11 protein-coding genes and 1 tRNA gene are annotated in these 15523 nt (G+C 67.2%); 4 read left to right on the top strand and 8 right to left on the bottom strand.

Features of this window, described 5'->3' with window-relative positions; genetic code table 11:
* Window positions 1-345: 345 nt before the first annotated feature.
* The 4 genes from clpX to ABLE93_RS19970 all read right to left on the bottom strand — a co-directional run bounded on the left by clpX (window position 346) and on the right by ABLE93_RS19970 (window position 4422).
* Window positions 346-1614 carry an ATP-dependent Clp protease ATP-binding subunit ClpX gene (clpX, locus tag ABLE93_RS19985; RefSeq protein ID WP_024278720.1) on the bottom strand — a complete coding sequence of 423 codons (1269 nt, stop codon included), beginning with the start codon at window positions 1612-1614 and terminating at the stop codon, window positions 346-348.
* A 447-nt stretch (window positions 1615-2061) separates the two neighbouring features.
* On the bottom strand, window positions 2062-2697 hold the full coding sequence (locus ABLE93_RS19980) for an ATP-dependent Clp protease proteolytic subunit (RefSeq protein WP_348841590.1): 636 nt from the start codon (window positions 2695-2697) through the stop codon (window positions 2062-2064).
* An 85-nt stretch (window positions 2698-2782) separates the two neighbouring features.
* A complete protein-coding gene (gene tig, locus ABLE93_RS19975; protein WP_348841589.1) occupies window positions 2783-4135 on the bottom strand; it encodes a trigger factor in 1353 nt (450 codons plus the stop codon).
* Window positions 4136-4337: 202 nt separating this feature from the next.
* A tRNA-Leu gene (locus ABLE93_RS19970) sits at window positions 4338-4422 on the bottom strand.
* 407 nt (window positions 4423-4829) lie between these two features.
* On the opposite strand from ABLE93_RS19970, the gene ABLE93_RS19965 reads away from it, so the two are divergent.
* Entirely contained in the window at window positions 4830-6059 is a 1230-nt protein-coding gene (locus tag ABLE93_RS19965) for a multicopper oxidase family protein (RefSeq protein ID WP_348841588.1), read from the top strand.
* A 130-nt stretch (window positions 6060-6189) separates the two neighbouring features.
* Here ABLE93_RS19965 and ABLE93_RS19960 read toward each other — a convergent pair whose 3' ends face one another.
* Window positions 6190-7653, bottom strand: coding sequence for an NAD(P)H-hydrate dehydratase (locus ABLE93_RS19960; protein ID WP_348841658.1), 1464 nt, complete (start codon window positions 7651-7653; stop codon window positions 6190-6192).
* Between the two features lie 248 nt (window positions 7654-7901).
* Between ABLE93_RS19960 and ABLE93_RS19955 the strand changes: the two genes are divergently transcribed.
* Both ABLE93_RS19955 and glnA read left to right on the top strand, forming a co-directional pair.
* Window positions 7902-8240: a P-II family nitrogen regulator gene (locus tag ABLE93_RS19955; RefSeq protein ID WP_203192206.1), complete on the top strand. Its 339-nt coding sequence runs from the start codon at window positions 7902-7904 to the stop codon at window positions 8238-8240.
* A gap of 46 nt (window positions 8241-8286) precedes the next feature.
* Window positions 8287-9702, top strand: a complete 1416-nt coding sequence (glnA, locus tag ABLE93_RS19950; protein WP_348841587.1) for a type I glutamate--ammonia ligase — start codon at window positions 8287-8289, stop codon at window positions 9700-9702.
* An 88-nt stretch (window positions 9703-9790) separates the two neighbouring features.
* Here the strand turns inward: glnA and ABLE93_RS19945 are convergent, their stop codons facing one another.
* Window positions 9791-10639 (bottom strand): RNA methyltransferase, encoded by an 849-nt coding sequence (locus tag ABLE93_RS19945; protein ID WP_348841586.1) that lies wholly within the window; start codon window positions 10637-10639, stop codon window positions 9791-9793.
* Window positions 10640-10912: 273 nt separating this feature from the next.
* Here ABLE93_RS19945 and ABLE93_RS19940 point away from each other — a divergent pair, with 273 nt between their 5' ends.
* Window positions 10913-12127: an NADP-dependent isocitrate dehydrogenase gene (locus tag ABLE93_RS19940; protein WP_348841585.1), complete on the top strand. Its 1215-nt coding sequence runs from the start codon at window positions 10913-10915 to the stop codon at window positions 12125-12127.
* Window positions 12128-12235: 108 nt separating this feature from the next.
* On the opposite strand, the gene ABLE93_RS19935 is transcribed toward ABLE93_RS19940, so the two are convergent.
* Window positions 12236-13456, bottom strand: a complete 1221-nt coding sequence (locus tag ABLE93_RS19935; RefSeq protein WP_348841584.1) for a cyclic nucleotide-gated ion channel — start codon at window positions 13454-13456, stop codon at window positions 12236-12238.
* 212 nt (window positions 13457-13668) lie between these two features.
* Window positions 13669-15405 carry a cation:proton antiporter domain-containing protein gene (locus ABLE93_RS19930; RefSeq protein WP_348841583.1) on the bottom strand — a complete coding sequence of 579 codons (1737 nt, stop codon included), beginning with the start codon at window positions 15403-15405 and terminating at the stop codon, window positions 13669-13671.
* Window positions 15406-15523 lie beyond the last annotated feature (118 nt).

Raw genomic sequence — 15523 nt, 5'->3', positions numbered from 1 at the left:
GACAGGGCATTGCCGCGCGTGCACGCGGCCGGAGACGGGTGTGGATTTTCAATGCTGAAGCGGCGGGTACCGCAGGAGGCACGAGGTCCGACCCCCGAGACCGGAACTTTCGAAAAGTAGATGGACACGCAACCTGCCCGTTTCAAGGGCAACCGTTTTACCTCGATGGGGAGAGGGCGGATCCGGGCCGCGGCACGAACCGTCATCCCCCTTGTCCCGCCCCGGACCGTGCCACGGCCCGGGACCGTCGTCCGGCTGGAACCGCTCCAGCCTGGGCAATCTCGACCCGAGCCCCGTCCTCTCTCCCGGCCATGCGGCAAGGGGAGAGGCGCGGGTCTCGCGCCCTCACGCACTGGCGCCAGCGTCGCCGACGCGGTCGGCGTAGATGTAGAGCGGGCGCGCATTCTGCTCGACCACCTCGCGGGAGATGACCACCTCCTCGACCCCTTCGAGGCCGGGCAGGTCGAACATGGTGTCGAGCAGGATGCCCTCCATGATGGACCTGAGGCCACGCGCGCCGGTCTTGCGCTCGATCGCCTTGCGGGCGATGGCGCCGAGGGCCTCCTCGTGGATGGTGAGGTCCACGCTCTCCATCTCGAACAGCCGCTGGTACTGCTTGACCAACGCGTTCTTCGGCTCGGAGAGGATCTTCTTCAGCGCCTCCTCGTCGAGGTCGCCGAGCGTCGCCAGCACGGGCAGACGGCCGATGAACTCGGGGATGAGGCCGTACTTCAGCAGATCCTCGGGCTCGACCTCGCGGAACACCTCGCCGGGGCGGCGATCCTCGGGCGGGGCCACCTTGGCCTGGAAGCCGATGGAGGTGGAGCCCTTGGAGCGCGAGGAGATGATCTTGTCGAGGCCGGCGAAGGCGCCGCCGCAGATGAAGAGGATGTTGGTGGTGTCCACCTGCAGGAATTCCTGCTGGGGATGCTTGCGGCCGCCCTGCGGGGGCACGGAGGCCACCGTGCCTTCCATAATCTTCAGCAGGGCCTGCTGCACGCCCTCGCCCGAGACGTCGCGGGTGATGGACGGATTGTCGGATTTGCGACTGATCTTGTCGATCTCGTCGATATAGACGATGCCGCGCTGCGCCCGCTCCACATTGTAGTCGGCGGCCTGGAGCAGCTTGAGAATGATGTTCTCCACGTCCTCGCCCACGTAGCCGGCTTCGGTCAGCGTGGTGGCGTCGGCCATGGTGAAGGGCACGTCGAGGATGCGCGCCAGCGTCTGCGCGAGCAGCGTCTTGCCCGAGCCGGTGGGGCCGATGAGCAGGATGTTGGACTTCGCGAGCTCCACGTCGCCATGCTTGGTGGCGTGGTTGAGACGCTTGTAGTGGTTGTGCACCGCGACCGAGAGGACCTTCTTCGCGTGATCCTGGCCGATGACATAGTCATCGAGGACCTTGCGGATCTCCTTCGGGGTCGGGATGCCATCCCGCGACTTCACCAGAGAGGACTTCGACTCTTCCCGGATGATGTCCATGCACAACTCGACGCATTCGTCGCAGATGAACACGGTCGGTCCGGCGATGAGCTTCCTGACCTCATGCTGGCTTTTGCCGCAGAACGAGCAATAAAGCGTGTTCTTGCTGTCGCTGCCGCCGGTCTTGCTCATCTTCGTCTCCTACGATCTACCGAACCGGACACGTTCCCGCGTCCGTCTCGCTAGGATCCCATATGGGGTTTGTACGAAGCAAAAACCTCGCCAAGCCCGTGTGCGGTGATCAACTTTTCTCAAGCCAATCACCCCCCTGCGACGCGATCAAGGCGTGCGGACGACATTCCCCCGGAACCGGGGTGAACCGGCCCAAAGGGGTCGGCACCGTCGCCGCGCATCCTGGCGCGCCGTCCGTGCATCGTCCGCCGAAGAGCCTTGCAAAGTCTGAACACAGACCAGGCGAACCCCTCAAACGCATCGGCCCCCGTCTTGGACGGGGGCCGACAACGCGGCATCCGATGCCGGCTTAAGGACATGCAAGCGCGATCTTGCACTGCACGCAAGTGGGGCAATGCAAGAACGCCGGCCGTGTGGCCGAAGTGTCGCCTGCCCCGCGGCCAAGCTTCAGGCGGCCTTGCTGGCCTCGTCCGTCGGACGCTTGTCGATCACGGAATCGATCAGCCCGAAGTCCTTGGCGGCCTCGGCGGTGAGGAAATTGTCGCGCTCGAGGGCGTCTTCGATGGCCTGAAGCGGCTGGCCGGTGTGCTTCACATAGATTTCATTCAGCCGCTTCTTCAGGTTCAGGATCTCCTGCGCGTGCAGCATGATGTCCGTCACCTGGCCCGAAAAGCCGCCGGAAGGCTGGTGCACCATGATTCGGGCGTTGGGCAGCGCGAATCGCATGTCCTTCTCGCCCGCGGTCAGAAGCAGCGAGCCCATGGAGGCCGCCTGGCCGATGCACAGGGTCGACACCGCGGGCTTGATGAACTGCATGGTGTCGTAGATGGCGAGGCCCGACGTCACAACTCCGCCCGGGGAGTTGATGTACATCGAGATTTCCTTCTTCGGGTTGTCCGCCTCCAGGAACAGCAGCTGAGCCACCGCCACCGTGGACATGCCGTCCTCGACCGGCCCGGTCAGGAACACAATGCGCTCCTTCAGCAGGCGCGAAAAGATATCGTAGGACCGCTCTCCCCGGTTGGTCTGCTCGACCACCATGGGGATCAGATAATTCATGTAAGTATCGACAGGATCACGCATCGTCAGGTCCTCGGGGCGCGGGCGTAGGCACGCGGTAAGCCGCGTGCCGCGCAAATCGTCGCAGGAGGAAGGCGGTCTATGGCCCTCAGGCCGCCTTCTCGTCGTCCTCGTCCTTGTAGAGCTCCTCCTTGGTGACCTTCTTCTCGGTCACGTTGGCGAGCTCCAGAAGGAAGTCGACGACCTTCTCCTCGAACAGGGGCGCACGCACGGACGCCAGAGCCTCGGGGGTGCGGCGATAATATTCCCACACCTGCTGCTCCTGGCCCGGGAACTGGCGGGCCCGTTCCACGACCGCGCGCGTCACCTCGTCGTCGGAGACCTGGATATTGTTGCGCTCGCCGATTTCCGCAAGCACCAGGCCGAGGCGCACGCGGCGCTCGGCGATGCGGCGGTAGTCCGCGCGGGCCTCCTCCTCGGTGGTGCCCTCGTCGGCGAAGGTGCGGCCCTGCTGCGCGAGGTCTTCCTGCACGCGGCTCCACACGCCGAAAAACTCCTGCTCGACGAGGCCCTCCGGCACATCGAACTTGTGGGTCGCGTCGAGGCCGTCCAGCAGCGCGCGCTTGATCTTCTGGCGGGCGGCGCCGGCGTGCTCCTGCACGATGCGGGCCTTCACCGTCTCCTTGAGCTGCGCGAGGCTCTCCTGGCCGAGGGTCTTCGCGAACTCGTCGTCGATGGTCAGCGGGCCGGGCGCGTCGACCGACTTCACCGTCACCTCGAAGGTCGCGGCCTTGCCGGCCATTTCCTTCGCGCCGTAATTCTCGGGGAAGGTCACGTTGAGGGTGCGGCTCTCGCCCGCGGTCGCGCCGACAAGCTGCTCCTCGAAGCCGGGGATGAAGCCCTTGGAGCCGAGCACCACGTCGATGTCCGTGCCCTCGCCGCCCTGGAACTTTTCGCCGTCCACATAGCCGGTGAAATCGATGGTGACGCGGTCGCCCTCGGCGGCGGCGCCCTCCTTGGTGGCGAAGGGACGGTTGGAGTCGGCGATGCGCTGGATGGTCTCATCCACCTCTGCGTCGCCCACCTCGACCACCGGCTTCTCGACGGAGATGTCCTTGAAATTGCCGAGCTCGATCTTGGGGAGGATCTCGAAGTCCACGTCCCAGGTGAGGTCCTTGCCGCCGTCCAGCAGGCTCTGGAACTGCGGATCCTCCTCCGGGCCCTTGACCCGCGGCTGGAGCGCGAGCTTGAAGCCCTGCTCCTCGACGATCTTGCCGTTGGTCTCGTTGACCGTCTGCTCGATGATCTCGGACATCACGGACTTGCCGTAGAAGCGCTTCAGATGCGCCATCGGCACCTTGCCCGGGCGGAAGCCGTTGAGCTTCACCTGGCCCTTGAGCTCGTTGAGCTTGGCATCGGCCTTGGCGTCGAGGTCGGCAGCGGACACCACCACCCGGAACGCGCGCTTGAGGCCCTCGGCCCCGGTCTCGGTCACCTGCATCGTCTTGCCTTCACATCCTTATCGCGCGGGGCGCGGAAACCAGAATACGTGTGATGCCGTCCCACTCCCCGGCGGGCGCCGGAGACTGCGCGGCCACCGCGGCGGCCAGCCGGAGCGCGCATTAGCGCACCACATCCGGCAGCGGCGCCACGCCGGCCGCACTGCGGGCCACCCTGGCCGAGCCTGGGCGTACCGGCGCGCTTGGTGCGGGCGGAGGGTTTCGAACCCCCACGACTTGCGTCACGGGAACCTAAATCCCGCGCGTCTACCAGTTCCGCCACGCCCGCAGGCCCGTCGCGCCCCCTCGGGCGCACGCGCCGCGGGAGCGCCGGTCGGCACGCACCGCCGGCGCGCCGCATCGACCAAGCGGGGCCACGCACCGACGCGGCTCGACCGGACGCGAACGTCTCCGCACGCGCCGATCGGGTCGCGGCTTATATCATGCCGGGGCGCTCGCGCAGCAAGAAAATGCCACGCCACGGCACGCCTCGGCCCACCCTCGCCGCATCCCGGGACGCTTGGTGCACCGTATCGCGGCGCTAGGGTGCGAGCCCTTGCGCCGTCAGCCTCGGGTCCCTTCCGCCCTGGGCGATGGGCCCTCCTGAGCGCGGCTGCGCGCAGCCGGTACAGCAAAGCCGCTTGCCCTTTTCACGGCCGCGTAAGATGGTCCACGCACCCCGCCAGGAGACGCCGCGTGATCACGCCGATTCCCTCCCGACGCACCGTGCTCAAGGGTGCCGCAGCCCTCACTCTTTCCGGTGCCGCCGGCACCCTTTTTCCGGCCTTCGGCCAGGCGCAGGGCGCTGTCGCGCTTACCGCCGCCGAAGGCAGCCGGCCGGAGCTTGCGGGCCAGGGCCGTCTCGCCCTGTTCAACGGCGCCCTGCCGGGGCCGGTGCTGCGGGTGAAGAAGGGGAGCGAACTGGCGCTTCAGGTGACCAACAGCCTGTCAGAGAGCCTCGCGCTCACCTTCCAGGGCGTGCGCCTGAGCGCCGCTGCGGCCGCCGCCGCCGCCGCCCCCGTGGCGGCGGGACAGAGCGCCACGCTGAAGCTGACCCCGCCTGATGCCGGCACATTCTGGTACCACGCAAGCGCGCCCAGCCTCGCCCGCCGTGCCCTTGCCGGCGCGCTGGTGGTGGAGGAGGCAGGGACGGCGGCCTATGCGTCGGACCACGTGCTGTTCATCCAGTCCTTCCCGCCGGAGAGCGGGGTACCGATCTTCCCGGTGAACGGGTCGATTTCGCCGACCTTCCAGGGCCCGGCCTCCGGTCGCTCCCGGCTGCGGCTGGTGAATGCCACTCCCTTGTTCTTGCGCCTGCGGATCCGCGGACCGGCGAGCTATGCCATCGCGGTGGATGGGCAGCCGGTCGCTGAGCCGTTCGAGCTGAAGGAAGGTCGCATCCAGATCGCGCCGGGCGGCCGGGTCGACGTGGCCGCGACCCTCGACGATGCGGACGCCACCATCATCGAGATCGAGACCAGCCAGGATCCGATCCGCCTCGCCGTGGTGACTCCCGTCGGCCCCGCCGGGGCAGCGCCTGCCGGGCCGCCCGCGCCGCTGCCGGCAAATGATTTGCCGGCTGACATCCCCCTCAAGGATGCAGTGAGGGTGGAATTGCCCATCGGCGAGAAGCGGGGCGCGCCCGCCATGCTTGGCTCGGTAAAGCCAGGGAAAGCCATGGTTCTCACGCTCGCCAACAGCCTTGACGCGCCCGTCGCCGTCTACATCGGCGGCCATCCGGTCCGGCTGTTGGACAGCCTCGACGACGGCTGGAAGCCCTGGTGGCACGACACGGTTCCTGTGCCGGCTAAAGCGACAGTGCGGGTGGCCTTTCTCGCCCGCGCGGCGGGCACCTGGCCAATCACCGGGGCGCGCGGGGGCGACGGCGAAGTTGTCGCATCCGCCACATACCAAGTTGCGCCCTGACAGAACTCGTTGCCGAATCAATATTGTAACGACGAGTCTTCATCCAGTTGCCGGATTGATGCGGTCGGCGGTTGCGCTTCTTTTCCGGCTGTTTCCCATCCGGCTTTGGTATCCGGTGACGGCGGAATTCCTACCGAGCGCCGATCAGTTCGAATAGCCGGCTATAGACTATCCTGAGAGCTTCGGGCAGATCGTCCGCCACGAGACCCGGCCCGGCGGCTTGTGCCGCTTCCCCATGCAGCCAAACCGCCGCGCAAGCCGCCTCGAAGAGCGGCATGGCCTGCGCCAAAAGCCCGCCGGCAATGCCGGCGAGCACATCGCCGGCCCCCGCGGTGGCGAGATAGGCGGGAGCGTTCTCGGCGATGGCCGCGCGTCCGTCCGGTGCAGCGACCACGGTGTCTGGCCCTTTCAGCACGACCACAGCGCCCAGGAGCTTGGCCGCAGCGCGGGTCCGGGCCAGCTTGGAGGGTGCATCCAACACTGCGTCGGACCCTTGGAACATGCGGGCGAACTCGCCTTCGTGAGGCGTCACGATGAGCCCGGCAGTCCGGGCCGCAACCTGCGCCAGCGCCCAAGGCGCGCCGCTGTAGCTGGTGAGGGCGTCCGCGTCGAGCACGAGGCGACGGCCCGGAGCGGCGACGTCGATCAAGGTTCGGCACTCCGCCCCGGCCCCCAGGCCCGGCCCGAGCACCACAGTGCCGAGCCGCCGGTCGGCGAGAAGCGCGGCGAGGTCCCCTGCCCCATCCATGCGTCGCGGCATGATGGCGGCGTAGGATGCGGCCTGGAGCGGCAGGGCATCCGGCGGCAATGCGATGGTGACGAGCCCAGCGCCGGCGCGCAGCGCGCCGCGGGCGCTGAGACGCGCGGCTCCGCTGGTCCACGCCGGGCCGCTGACCACGACAGCATGGCCGCGGTCATATTTGTGCCCCGCGGCTGCCGGCACCGGGAAGGCGTCGCGCCAGAGATCCGGCATGTTGACGAAGGTTTTGGGCGCAATGACATCCAGCGCATCGTCAGGAATGCCAATGTCGGCGACCCGCACCCGGCCGCACAGGCTACGCCCCGGCTCCAGCAGATGGCCGGGCTTGCGGCGGAAGAAGGTCACGGTCTCCTTCGCCTGGGCCGCCGCGCCCCGCACCTTGCCGGTGGCGCCGTCGAGACCGGACGGCAAGTCGACAGCGATGATCGGTCGGCCCGAGCGCCCCATGCGCTCCACCAGCGCCCGCGCGGCACCGTCGAGATCGCGGGCAAGTCCTGCCCCGAACAGGGCATCAACGATTAGCCCCGCCGCCTCCAGATCGAGAACCGCCGGCTCCTCCACCGGCCCCTTCCAATGGTCCGCCGCCCGCCGCGCATCTCCGGTCAGACGGTCCCGCTCGCCCAGCAAAGCGAGGCGCACCTTGAAGCCGCGCTGGGCAAGCACCCGCGCAGCGACGAAGCCGTCGCCGCCATTGTTGCCGGGACCGCACAGCACCACGATGCGAGTGGGATAGGGATAGCGAGCCACAACGTCCGCCACTGCAGTACCGGCCCGCTCCATGAGCGTCATGGACGGCGTGCCCATTTCGACGGCGATTTGGTCGGCGCGCCCCATTTCCTGGGGATCGAGAAGTGCGTGCACTGAATTTCTCGCCCTTATATGCCCAGATCGTGCTCAGAAATCAGGTTTACTGCCCATGAAATTGCTTACTAGTTCATCAATAAGCTCAATTTGCAGGCATTGCGACGATGCTGACCTGATCGTTCCCACCGCGAGCGATTGAAGCTTGGCATGGCACATATCATGCTTAAGAAGAGGCGGCTCGACCATGCGGCGGTGGACGGGTCAGGGAGACGGAGCGGATGAAGAAGATCGAGGCAATCATAAAGCCCTTCAAGCTCGACGAGGTGAAAGAGGCTCTCCAGGACGTCGGCCTGCAAGGCATCACCGTCACCGAGGCGAAGGGATTCGGCCGTCAGAAAGGCCATACGGAGCTCTATCGGGGCGCGGAATATGTGGTGGATTTTCTCCCGAAGGTGAAAATCGAGGTTGTCCTCTCCGACGATATGGTAGACCGGGCCGTCGAAGCCATTCGCCGGGCCGCCCAGACCGGTCGCATCGGAGACGGGAAGATCTTCGTGTCTTCCATCGAGGAGGCGATCCGCATCCGCACCGGTGAGTCGGGCCTCGACGCGATCTGACGCGTCCAATAAAAACCTGCAGGCCAGCAGAAAGGTAGAAACCCCCATGACGACCAAGACGGCCAAGGACGTCCTCGCCCTCATCAAGAGCGAGGACGCGAAGTACGTCGACCTGCGCTTCACCGATCCGCGCGGCAAGTGGCAGCATGTCACGTTCGACGTTTCCATGGTGGATGAGGACTTCCTGACCGAGGGCACCGCCTTCGACGGCTCGTCCATCGCCGGCTGGAAGGCCATCAACGAGTCCGACATGCTGCTCATGCCGGACCCGGCAACCACCTGCATCGACCCGTTCTTCTCCGAGACGACGCTGTCCATCGTCTGCGACGTGCTCGAGCCCACCACCGGCCAGCCCTATGGCCGCGACCCGCGCTCCATCGCCAAGAAGGCGGAGGCCTATGCCAAGTCCACCGGCATCGGCGACAGCGTGTTCTTCGGCCCCGAGGCCGAGTTCTTCATCTTCGACGACGTGCGCTTCAAGGCGGACCCGTACAATACCGGCTTCAAGCTCGACTCCATCGAGCTGCCGGTGAATGGCGACACCGATTACGAGGGCGGCAACCTCGGCCACCGCGTGCGCACCAAGGGCGGTTACTTCCCCGTGCCCCCCATCGACTCGGCGCAGGACATGCGCTCCGAGATGCTCGCCGCCATGGCCAAGATGGGCGCCAAGGTGGAAAAGCACCACCACGAGGTGGCGTCCGCCCAGCACGAGCTCGGCCTGAAGTTCGGCCCCCTCGTCACCATGGCCGACCACCTGCAGGTGTATAAGTACTGCATCCACCAGGTGGCCAACATCTACGGCAAGACGGCGACCTTCATGCCGAAGCCGGTGTTCGGCGACAACGGCTCGGGCATGCACGTCCACCAGTCCATCTGGAAGGAGGGCAAGCCCCTCTTCGCCGGCGACAAGTATGCGGATCTCTCCGACTACTGCCTGTGGTACATCGGCGGCATCATCAAGCATGCCAAGTCGCTGAACGCCTTCACCAATCCGCTCACCAACTCCTACAAGCGGCTGGTGCCCGGCTATGAGGCCCCCGTGCTGCTCGCCTATTCGGCGCGCAACCGCTCGGCCTCCTGCCGCATCCCCTACACCAACAACCCGAAGGCCAAGCGCGTCGAGGTCCGCTTCCCCGATCCGGGCGCGAACCCCTATCTCGCCTTCGCGGCCCTGTTCATGGCCGGCATGGACGGCATCCTGAACCGGATCGACCCCGGCTCTGCCATGGACAAGGATCTGTACGACCTGCCCCCGGCCGAGCTGAAGCAGATCCCCACCGTCTGCGGCTCGCTGCGCGAGGCCCTCGCCTCCCTCGAGGCAGACCACGACTACCTGCTGAAGGGCGACGTGTTCCAGAAGGACTTCATCGAGTCCTACATCGACCTGAAGATGACCGAGGTGATGCGCTTCGAGATGACGCCGCACCCGGTCGAGTTCGAGATGTACTACTCGGTCTGACCGACCTTTCTTTCCGAAAGCAGAACGGGCGCCCTGTGGGGCGCCCGTTTTCGTTTCAGCTTGCGGACGAAATGCGCGGCGGGCGGCCTCAGCCGGCCTCATCCGACCCCGATGCGGGGCGCGCCTTACGGGCGGCGGCACGGGTGTTGTTCTCCACCTTGCGCGCTTCGCGCCCCTCCCGGCCCTCCTCCAGCGCCGTTACCGCGCCATGCAAAGTGGCGAGGTCCTGCCGGGTCAGGCCGAGGCGATGGAAGATGTTGCGCAGGTTGCGAATGGTGGAGGGCGCCTTCTCCGGCGAGCGGAAGAAGCCCGCCGTTTCCAGTGCCCCTTCCAGATGGGAGAAGAAGGCGAAGAGATCGCCCTTGTCGGCCAGCGGAGAGCGGTCCGGCGGCGCGAAGGGCAGCGCCCCGCAGCTTTCGGCCTTCGACCATTCATAGGCCGCCACCGCCACGCAGGTGGCAAGGTTCAGAGAGGCGAAGGCGGGATTGACCGGCAAGGTGAGGATGGCGTCGCAAAGCGATACCTCCTCGGTATAGAGCCCGGTACGCTCGCGCCCGAACACCAGCGCCACCTCCTCGCCGCCCGCCAGCCGGCTGCGGGTCTCGGCGGCGGCACCATCAGCCCCGAGGACGGGCTTCGCCATGCCGCGCTCGCGAGCGGTGGCGGCGAAGGCGTAGTTCACGTCGTGGAGCGCGGCGCGCAGGTCATCATAAAGCTGGGCCTCGCCAAGGATGCGGTCGGCCCCGGCGCTGAACACCCGAGCCTTCTCGCTGGGCCAGCCCTCGCGGGGGTTGACGATGCGCAGGCGCGACAGGCCGAAATTACCCATGGCCCGCGCCGCCGAGCCGATATTCTCGCCGAGTTGCGGCTCCACCAGGATGACCAGCGGGCCGCCGGCGGTCCACGGCTTCGTACTGTCGGTACCCGAACCCGGCATATGATCTCCTGGAGCCCCGCGCCCCTACCCGCCCTCCGGCGGGGGTGGGCGCGGGTCGCGGCTCTGTCGCACGGGGCGGGCGGACGTGTCGAGAGCCGACGGTGGGCCGTGGCCGGATCGTGGGAAACGATCTCACGGCATTGGCCGGGTTTCCAGCTTGCGCCGCACAACGCGGGTGCTATAGCGGCGCTGCCGGAGATGGTCGGCGCATCGCGTGTGCCGCCTCTCCCCCGCTTTCCCAAGGCTCAAAGAGCAGTCGCGAAAGGCCGTCCCATGGCGAAGATCAAGGTGGCAAATCCGGTCGTCGAGCTCGACGGCGACGAGATGACCCGGATCATCTGGCAGTACATCAAGGACAAGCTGATCCACCCCTATCTCGACATCGACCTTGAGTATTACGACCTCTCGGTCGAGAACCGCGACGCCACCAACGACAAGGTCACCGTCGACGCCGCCGAGGCCATCAAGAAGCACGGGGTGGGCGTGAAGTGCGCCACGATCACCCCGGACGAGGCCCGCGTCGAGGAATTCAAGCTCAAGGAGATGTGGAAGTCGCCCAACGGCACCATCCGCAACATCCTGGGCGGCGTGATCTTCCGCGAGCCCATCATCTGCAAGAACGTGCCGCGCCTGGTGCCGGGTTGGACCCAGCCCATCATCGTCGGCCGCCACGCCTTCGGCGACCAGTATCGCGCCACCGACTTCAAGGTGCCCGGCAAGGGCACGCTGACCATCACCTTCGTGGGTGAGGACGGCACGAAGATCGAGAAGGAAGTCTATAAGTTCCCCGGCGCCGGCGTGGCCATGGCCATGTACAACCTCGACGAGTCGATCCGCGAATTCGCCCGCGCCTCGTTCAACTACGGCCTGAACCGCAACTATCCCGTCTACCTCTCCACCAAGAACACGATCCTTAAGGCCTATGACGGCCGCTTCAAGGACCTGTTCCAGGAGGTGTTCGACGCCGAGTTCGCGGATGAGTTCAAGAAGCGCGGCCTCACCTACGAGCACCGCCTGATCGACGACATGGTCGCCTCGGCGCTCAAGTGGTCCGGCGGATATGTGTGGGCCTGCAAGAACTACGACGGCGACGTGCAGTCCGACATCGTGGCGCAGGGCTTCGGCTCGCTCGGCCTCATGACCTCGGTCCTGATGACCCCCGACGGCAAGACGGTGGAGGCCGAGGCGGCCCACGGCACCGTCACCCGCCATTATCGCGAGCACCAGAAGGGCAAGGAGACCTCCACCAACTCCATCGCCTCCATCTTCGCCTGGACGCGGGGCCTCGCCCACCGCGCCAAGCTCGACGGCAATGCCGAGCTCGCCAAGTTCGCCGACACGCTGGAGAAAGTGTGCGTCGACACGGTGGAAGAGGGCTACATGACCAAGGATCTCGCCCTGCTTGTGGGCGCCGACCAGAAGTGGCTCTCCACCACCGGCTTCCTGGACAAGATCTCCGAGAACCTCACGAAGGCCATGGCGGCATAAGCCGCCGACAGGGGCCATCGCGGCGTAAGCCGCCAGAGGGCGTGGTCCGCGCAAACCGCCCAAGCCCTGATCCGCCGCCGACGGGCGGCATGCCAATGAAGGGACCGCTCAGGCGGTCCCTTTTTTGTGGCTCGCGCCCCGTGCGCTCCCAGCCCCCGCGCCAGAAACCTCCGCGGCATCCCGCCGGGTCACGCTTCCGTCCCCGTGGGCTTCGGAGAGGCGCCCGATCACATGGGGATGGCGCAGGGCCAGCATGTGCAGCTCATTCTCCTCGATGGCGAGGATCTTGGTCTTCGCCACGGCGCGCACCGTCGCCGTGTCCGGCTTGGTGTGGCCGGGCAGCAGCCCGAACACCGCGCCGGGGCCGAGAAGATGGATGCCGTCTTCGTTCTCCATCTCCACCCGTCCTTCGAGGACCACGAACAGGTGCGCCGCCTGCTGGCCCCGCCGCACCACGTGGTGGCCGCGGTCGAAGCTGCGGGAATTGAGCAGGGGGAGAATGTCCCCCAGCACCGGCGCATCCAGGTCCGAGAACGGGCGCAGGCGCGAGATCATGGAGAAGGTGACGACGAAATTGTGCTTCGAGATCACCTCCGAAAACGAGCTGGCGATGATGGCGATGGGCAGCGCCAGCATCATCAGACCGGTGACCATGGTGATGCCGCCGATCAGGCGGCCGAGGTTCGTCACTGGCACCACATCACCATAGCCCACGGTGGTGAGGGTGGTGATGGCCCACCACATGGCCTCGGGTATGGAGCCGAACTTGTCCGGCTGCACGCTGCGCTCGGCGAGATACATGGCGGTGGCCGAGAGCAGCACGCCGGCGCTGAGGATGATGAGGCACGACAGCAGCGCATAGCGCTCGCGCCGCACCGCCAGATAGAGGGCGTTGAAGCCCGAGGAATAGCGCGCCAGCTTGAGGAAGCGCAGCAGCCGCAGCACCAAAAGCGCTTGCGCGTCGAAATTGGTCAGCACCGCCACGAACCACGGCAGGATGGCGACGAAGTCGATGAGCGCCGGCACCGTCAGGGCATAGCTCGCCCGCGCCCGGAAGGCGCTCATCCGGCGGCGCATGGGGTGCTCGGGTGCCGCCCACAGGCGCAGCCCGTACTCGATGGTGAAGATCACGAGGCCGAAGAACTCGCCCCATGTGAACCACCATTTGTCGCGGATCTCCAGCGACGGCACCGTGGCAAGCACGGCCCCCACAACCGACAGCAGCACGACCGCGATGAGGAAATAATGCACCGCGTCGGCGACGCGGTCGCCCGGCAGGTCGCGCTCCAGAATGTCGAAAACCCGGCGTCGGGCCGTCTGGTCCTGCATGTGTCTCTTCGATCCCGAGCTCAACGGCACCGGACCACGCTTCTGAAAGGCGAGCCGGCTTTATCGCCGGTGACCATTCGATCCATCGGCCGGGGGATGCAAGCCGTTTGCGCGCTTTCGAGCCGCCGCAGACGCGGTTCGGTGGGAGAAAATGCCGTAACGCGCGATCGGGCGTCTTCTGCCGATGCCGTGCCGCAGATGAGACGAGCGTCTCAGGTCTCCGGCGCGGCGGTCGGCCCGCCCATGGCGGCCTCGATGCGCGCGCGGGTCCGCTCGGTGCGCAAGGCCACCGCCTCGTCCGGCAGCCCGAGGGCGGTCAGCAACCGGGCCGCCAGCTGCAGGCTTGCCTCCGAGGCTTCCGGGATCACGCCCGCCACGCCCAGGGCCGCCAGCCGACGGGCATGCTCGGCATCCTTCGCTCGGGCGATGATGACCGTTCCGCCCCAATGCTGGCGCACGGCACCGACCATGCGCTCGGCCGCACTGGGCGCATCGAGCGTCACCACGAAGGCCCGCGCGCGCGCCGCGCCGAGCCGCGCCAGGATCTCGGCCCGGCACGCGTCGCCGAAGAACACGGGGAGGCCCGCCGCCCGCGCCGCCGCGACGCGGCGGGGATCGCTGTCTACCGCCAGATAGGCCACGCCCTCCTCGTCCAGAGCGTCGGCCACCGCGCGGCCGACACGGCCGAAGCCGCCGATCACCACATGGTCCCCCGCCCCGCTCTCCATCGGCACGGCGAGGCCGTCGTGGAGGCGGGCGTCCAGCGACCGGCCGAGCCGCCCCCCGAGCCGCGCCAGGAGCGGGGTCGCGGCAAGGCTCAGCCCCACCATGGCCACCAGCACGCCGGCATCCGCCGCATCGAGCGTCCCGCCGGCGGAGAGCAGGCCGAACACGACGAGGGCAAATTCCCCGGTCTGCGCCAGCAGCACGGCGGCCTCCGCGGCGGTGGGCGGTGCCACCCGCAAAGCCCGCGCGGCGGCGAAGCTGAACGCCGTCTTCAGCAGGAGAATGCCAGCGGTGCCGGCAATCACCCAATGCAGGCTGGGCAGCACGGCGGCAAAATCGACGCTCATGCCGACGGTGACGAAGAACACGCCCACCAGCAGCCCCTTGAAGGGCTCGAGATCCACCTCGATCTGGTGGCGATAGGCGGTCTCCGACAAGAGCATGCCCGCGAGAAAGGCGCCGAGCGCGCTGGACAGTCCGGCAGCGTGGGTGACAGCGGCCGAGCCCACCACCACCACGAGGGTGATGGCCATGATGAGGTCGCGCGAGCGCGTGGACGCGGCGGCGGCCACCAGGGGCGCGAGCACGAAGCGGCCGGCGACAAGGATCAGAACCACCGCGCCAGCCGCCTTGGCAAGGGCGGCGGCGGCGAGAGTGAGCACATCGCTCGCGCCGCCGGAGACCAGCTCCGCCGCGAGCAGGATCGGCACCACCATAAGATCCTGGAACAGCAGGACGGCGATGACCAATTGGCCAATGGGCGCCAGCGCCCGGTGCTGGTCGATGAGCAGCTGGCTCACCAGAGCGGTCGAAGACAGGGCGAGCGCGAAGCCGATCACCAACGCCAGCCCTGGCGGCTGGCCGGCGATCCCCGCTCCGATGGCAAGCGGCACACCGCAGAGCAGCACCTGCAGGCAGCCGACGCCGAAGACCTCGCGCCGAAGCTCCCACAGCCGGCCGGCGGAAAACTCGAGGCCCAGCAGGAACAGCAGGAAGACGACACCGAGCTCGCCGAAAGGTGCCGCGCGTTCCGGGCTCGAAATGGTGATGAAATGGACCAGGGGCACCGCGTCCGCGAGGCGGCCGAGCCCGTGCGGACCGATGAGCGCCCCCACTGCAATGAAGCCCACCACCGCACCGATGCGGGCGCGATGAAACAGCGGCACCAGCACGCCGGCGGCCACGAGATAGACGAACGCATCCTTCAGGAAAGCGTCGCTCACGCCCGGCCCTCCCCTTGCTCTGCCCCGACGAAGCGCGCCCCGGCCCCGTTTCTCGCAGGTACGGCGCCGAGCCGCACTCGACGCCACCGCGTCTCGGAGCACCTGCGCAATCGGCCGA

The organism is Xanthobacter pollutisoli (assembly GCF_040044995.1).
Classification (GTDB): domain Bacteria; phylum Pseudomonadota; class Alphaproteobacteria; order Rhizobiales; family Xanthobacteraceae; genus Xanthobacter.
Note: the sequence above shows the minus strand (reverse complement) of the source record. Positions and strands in the feature narration are given on the sequence as shown.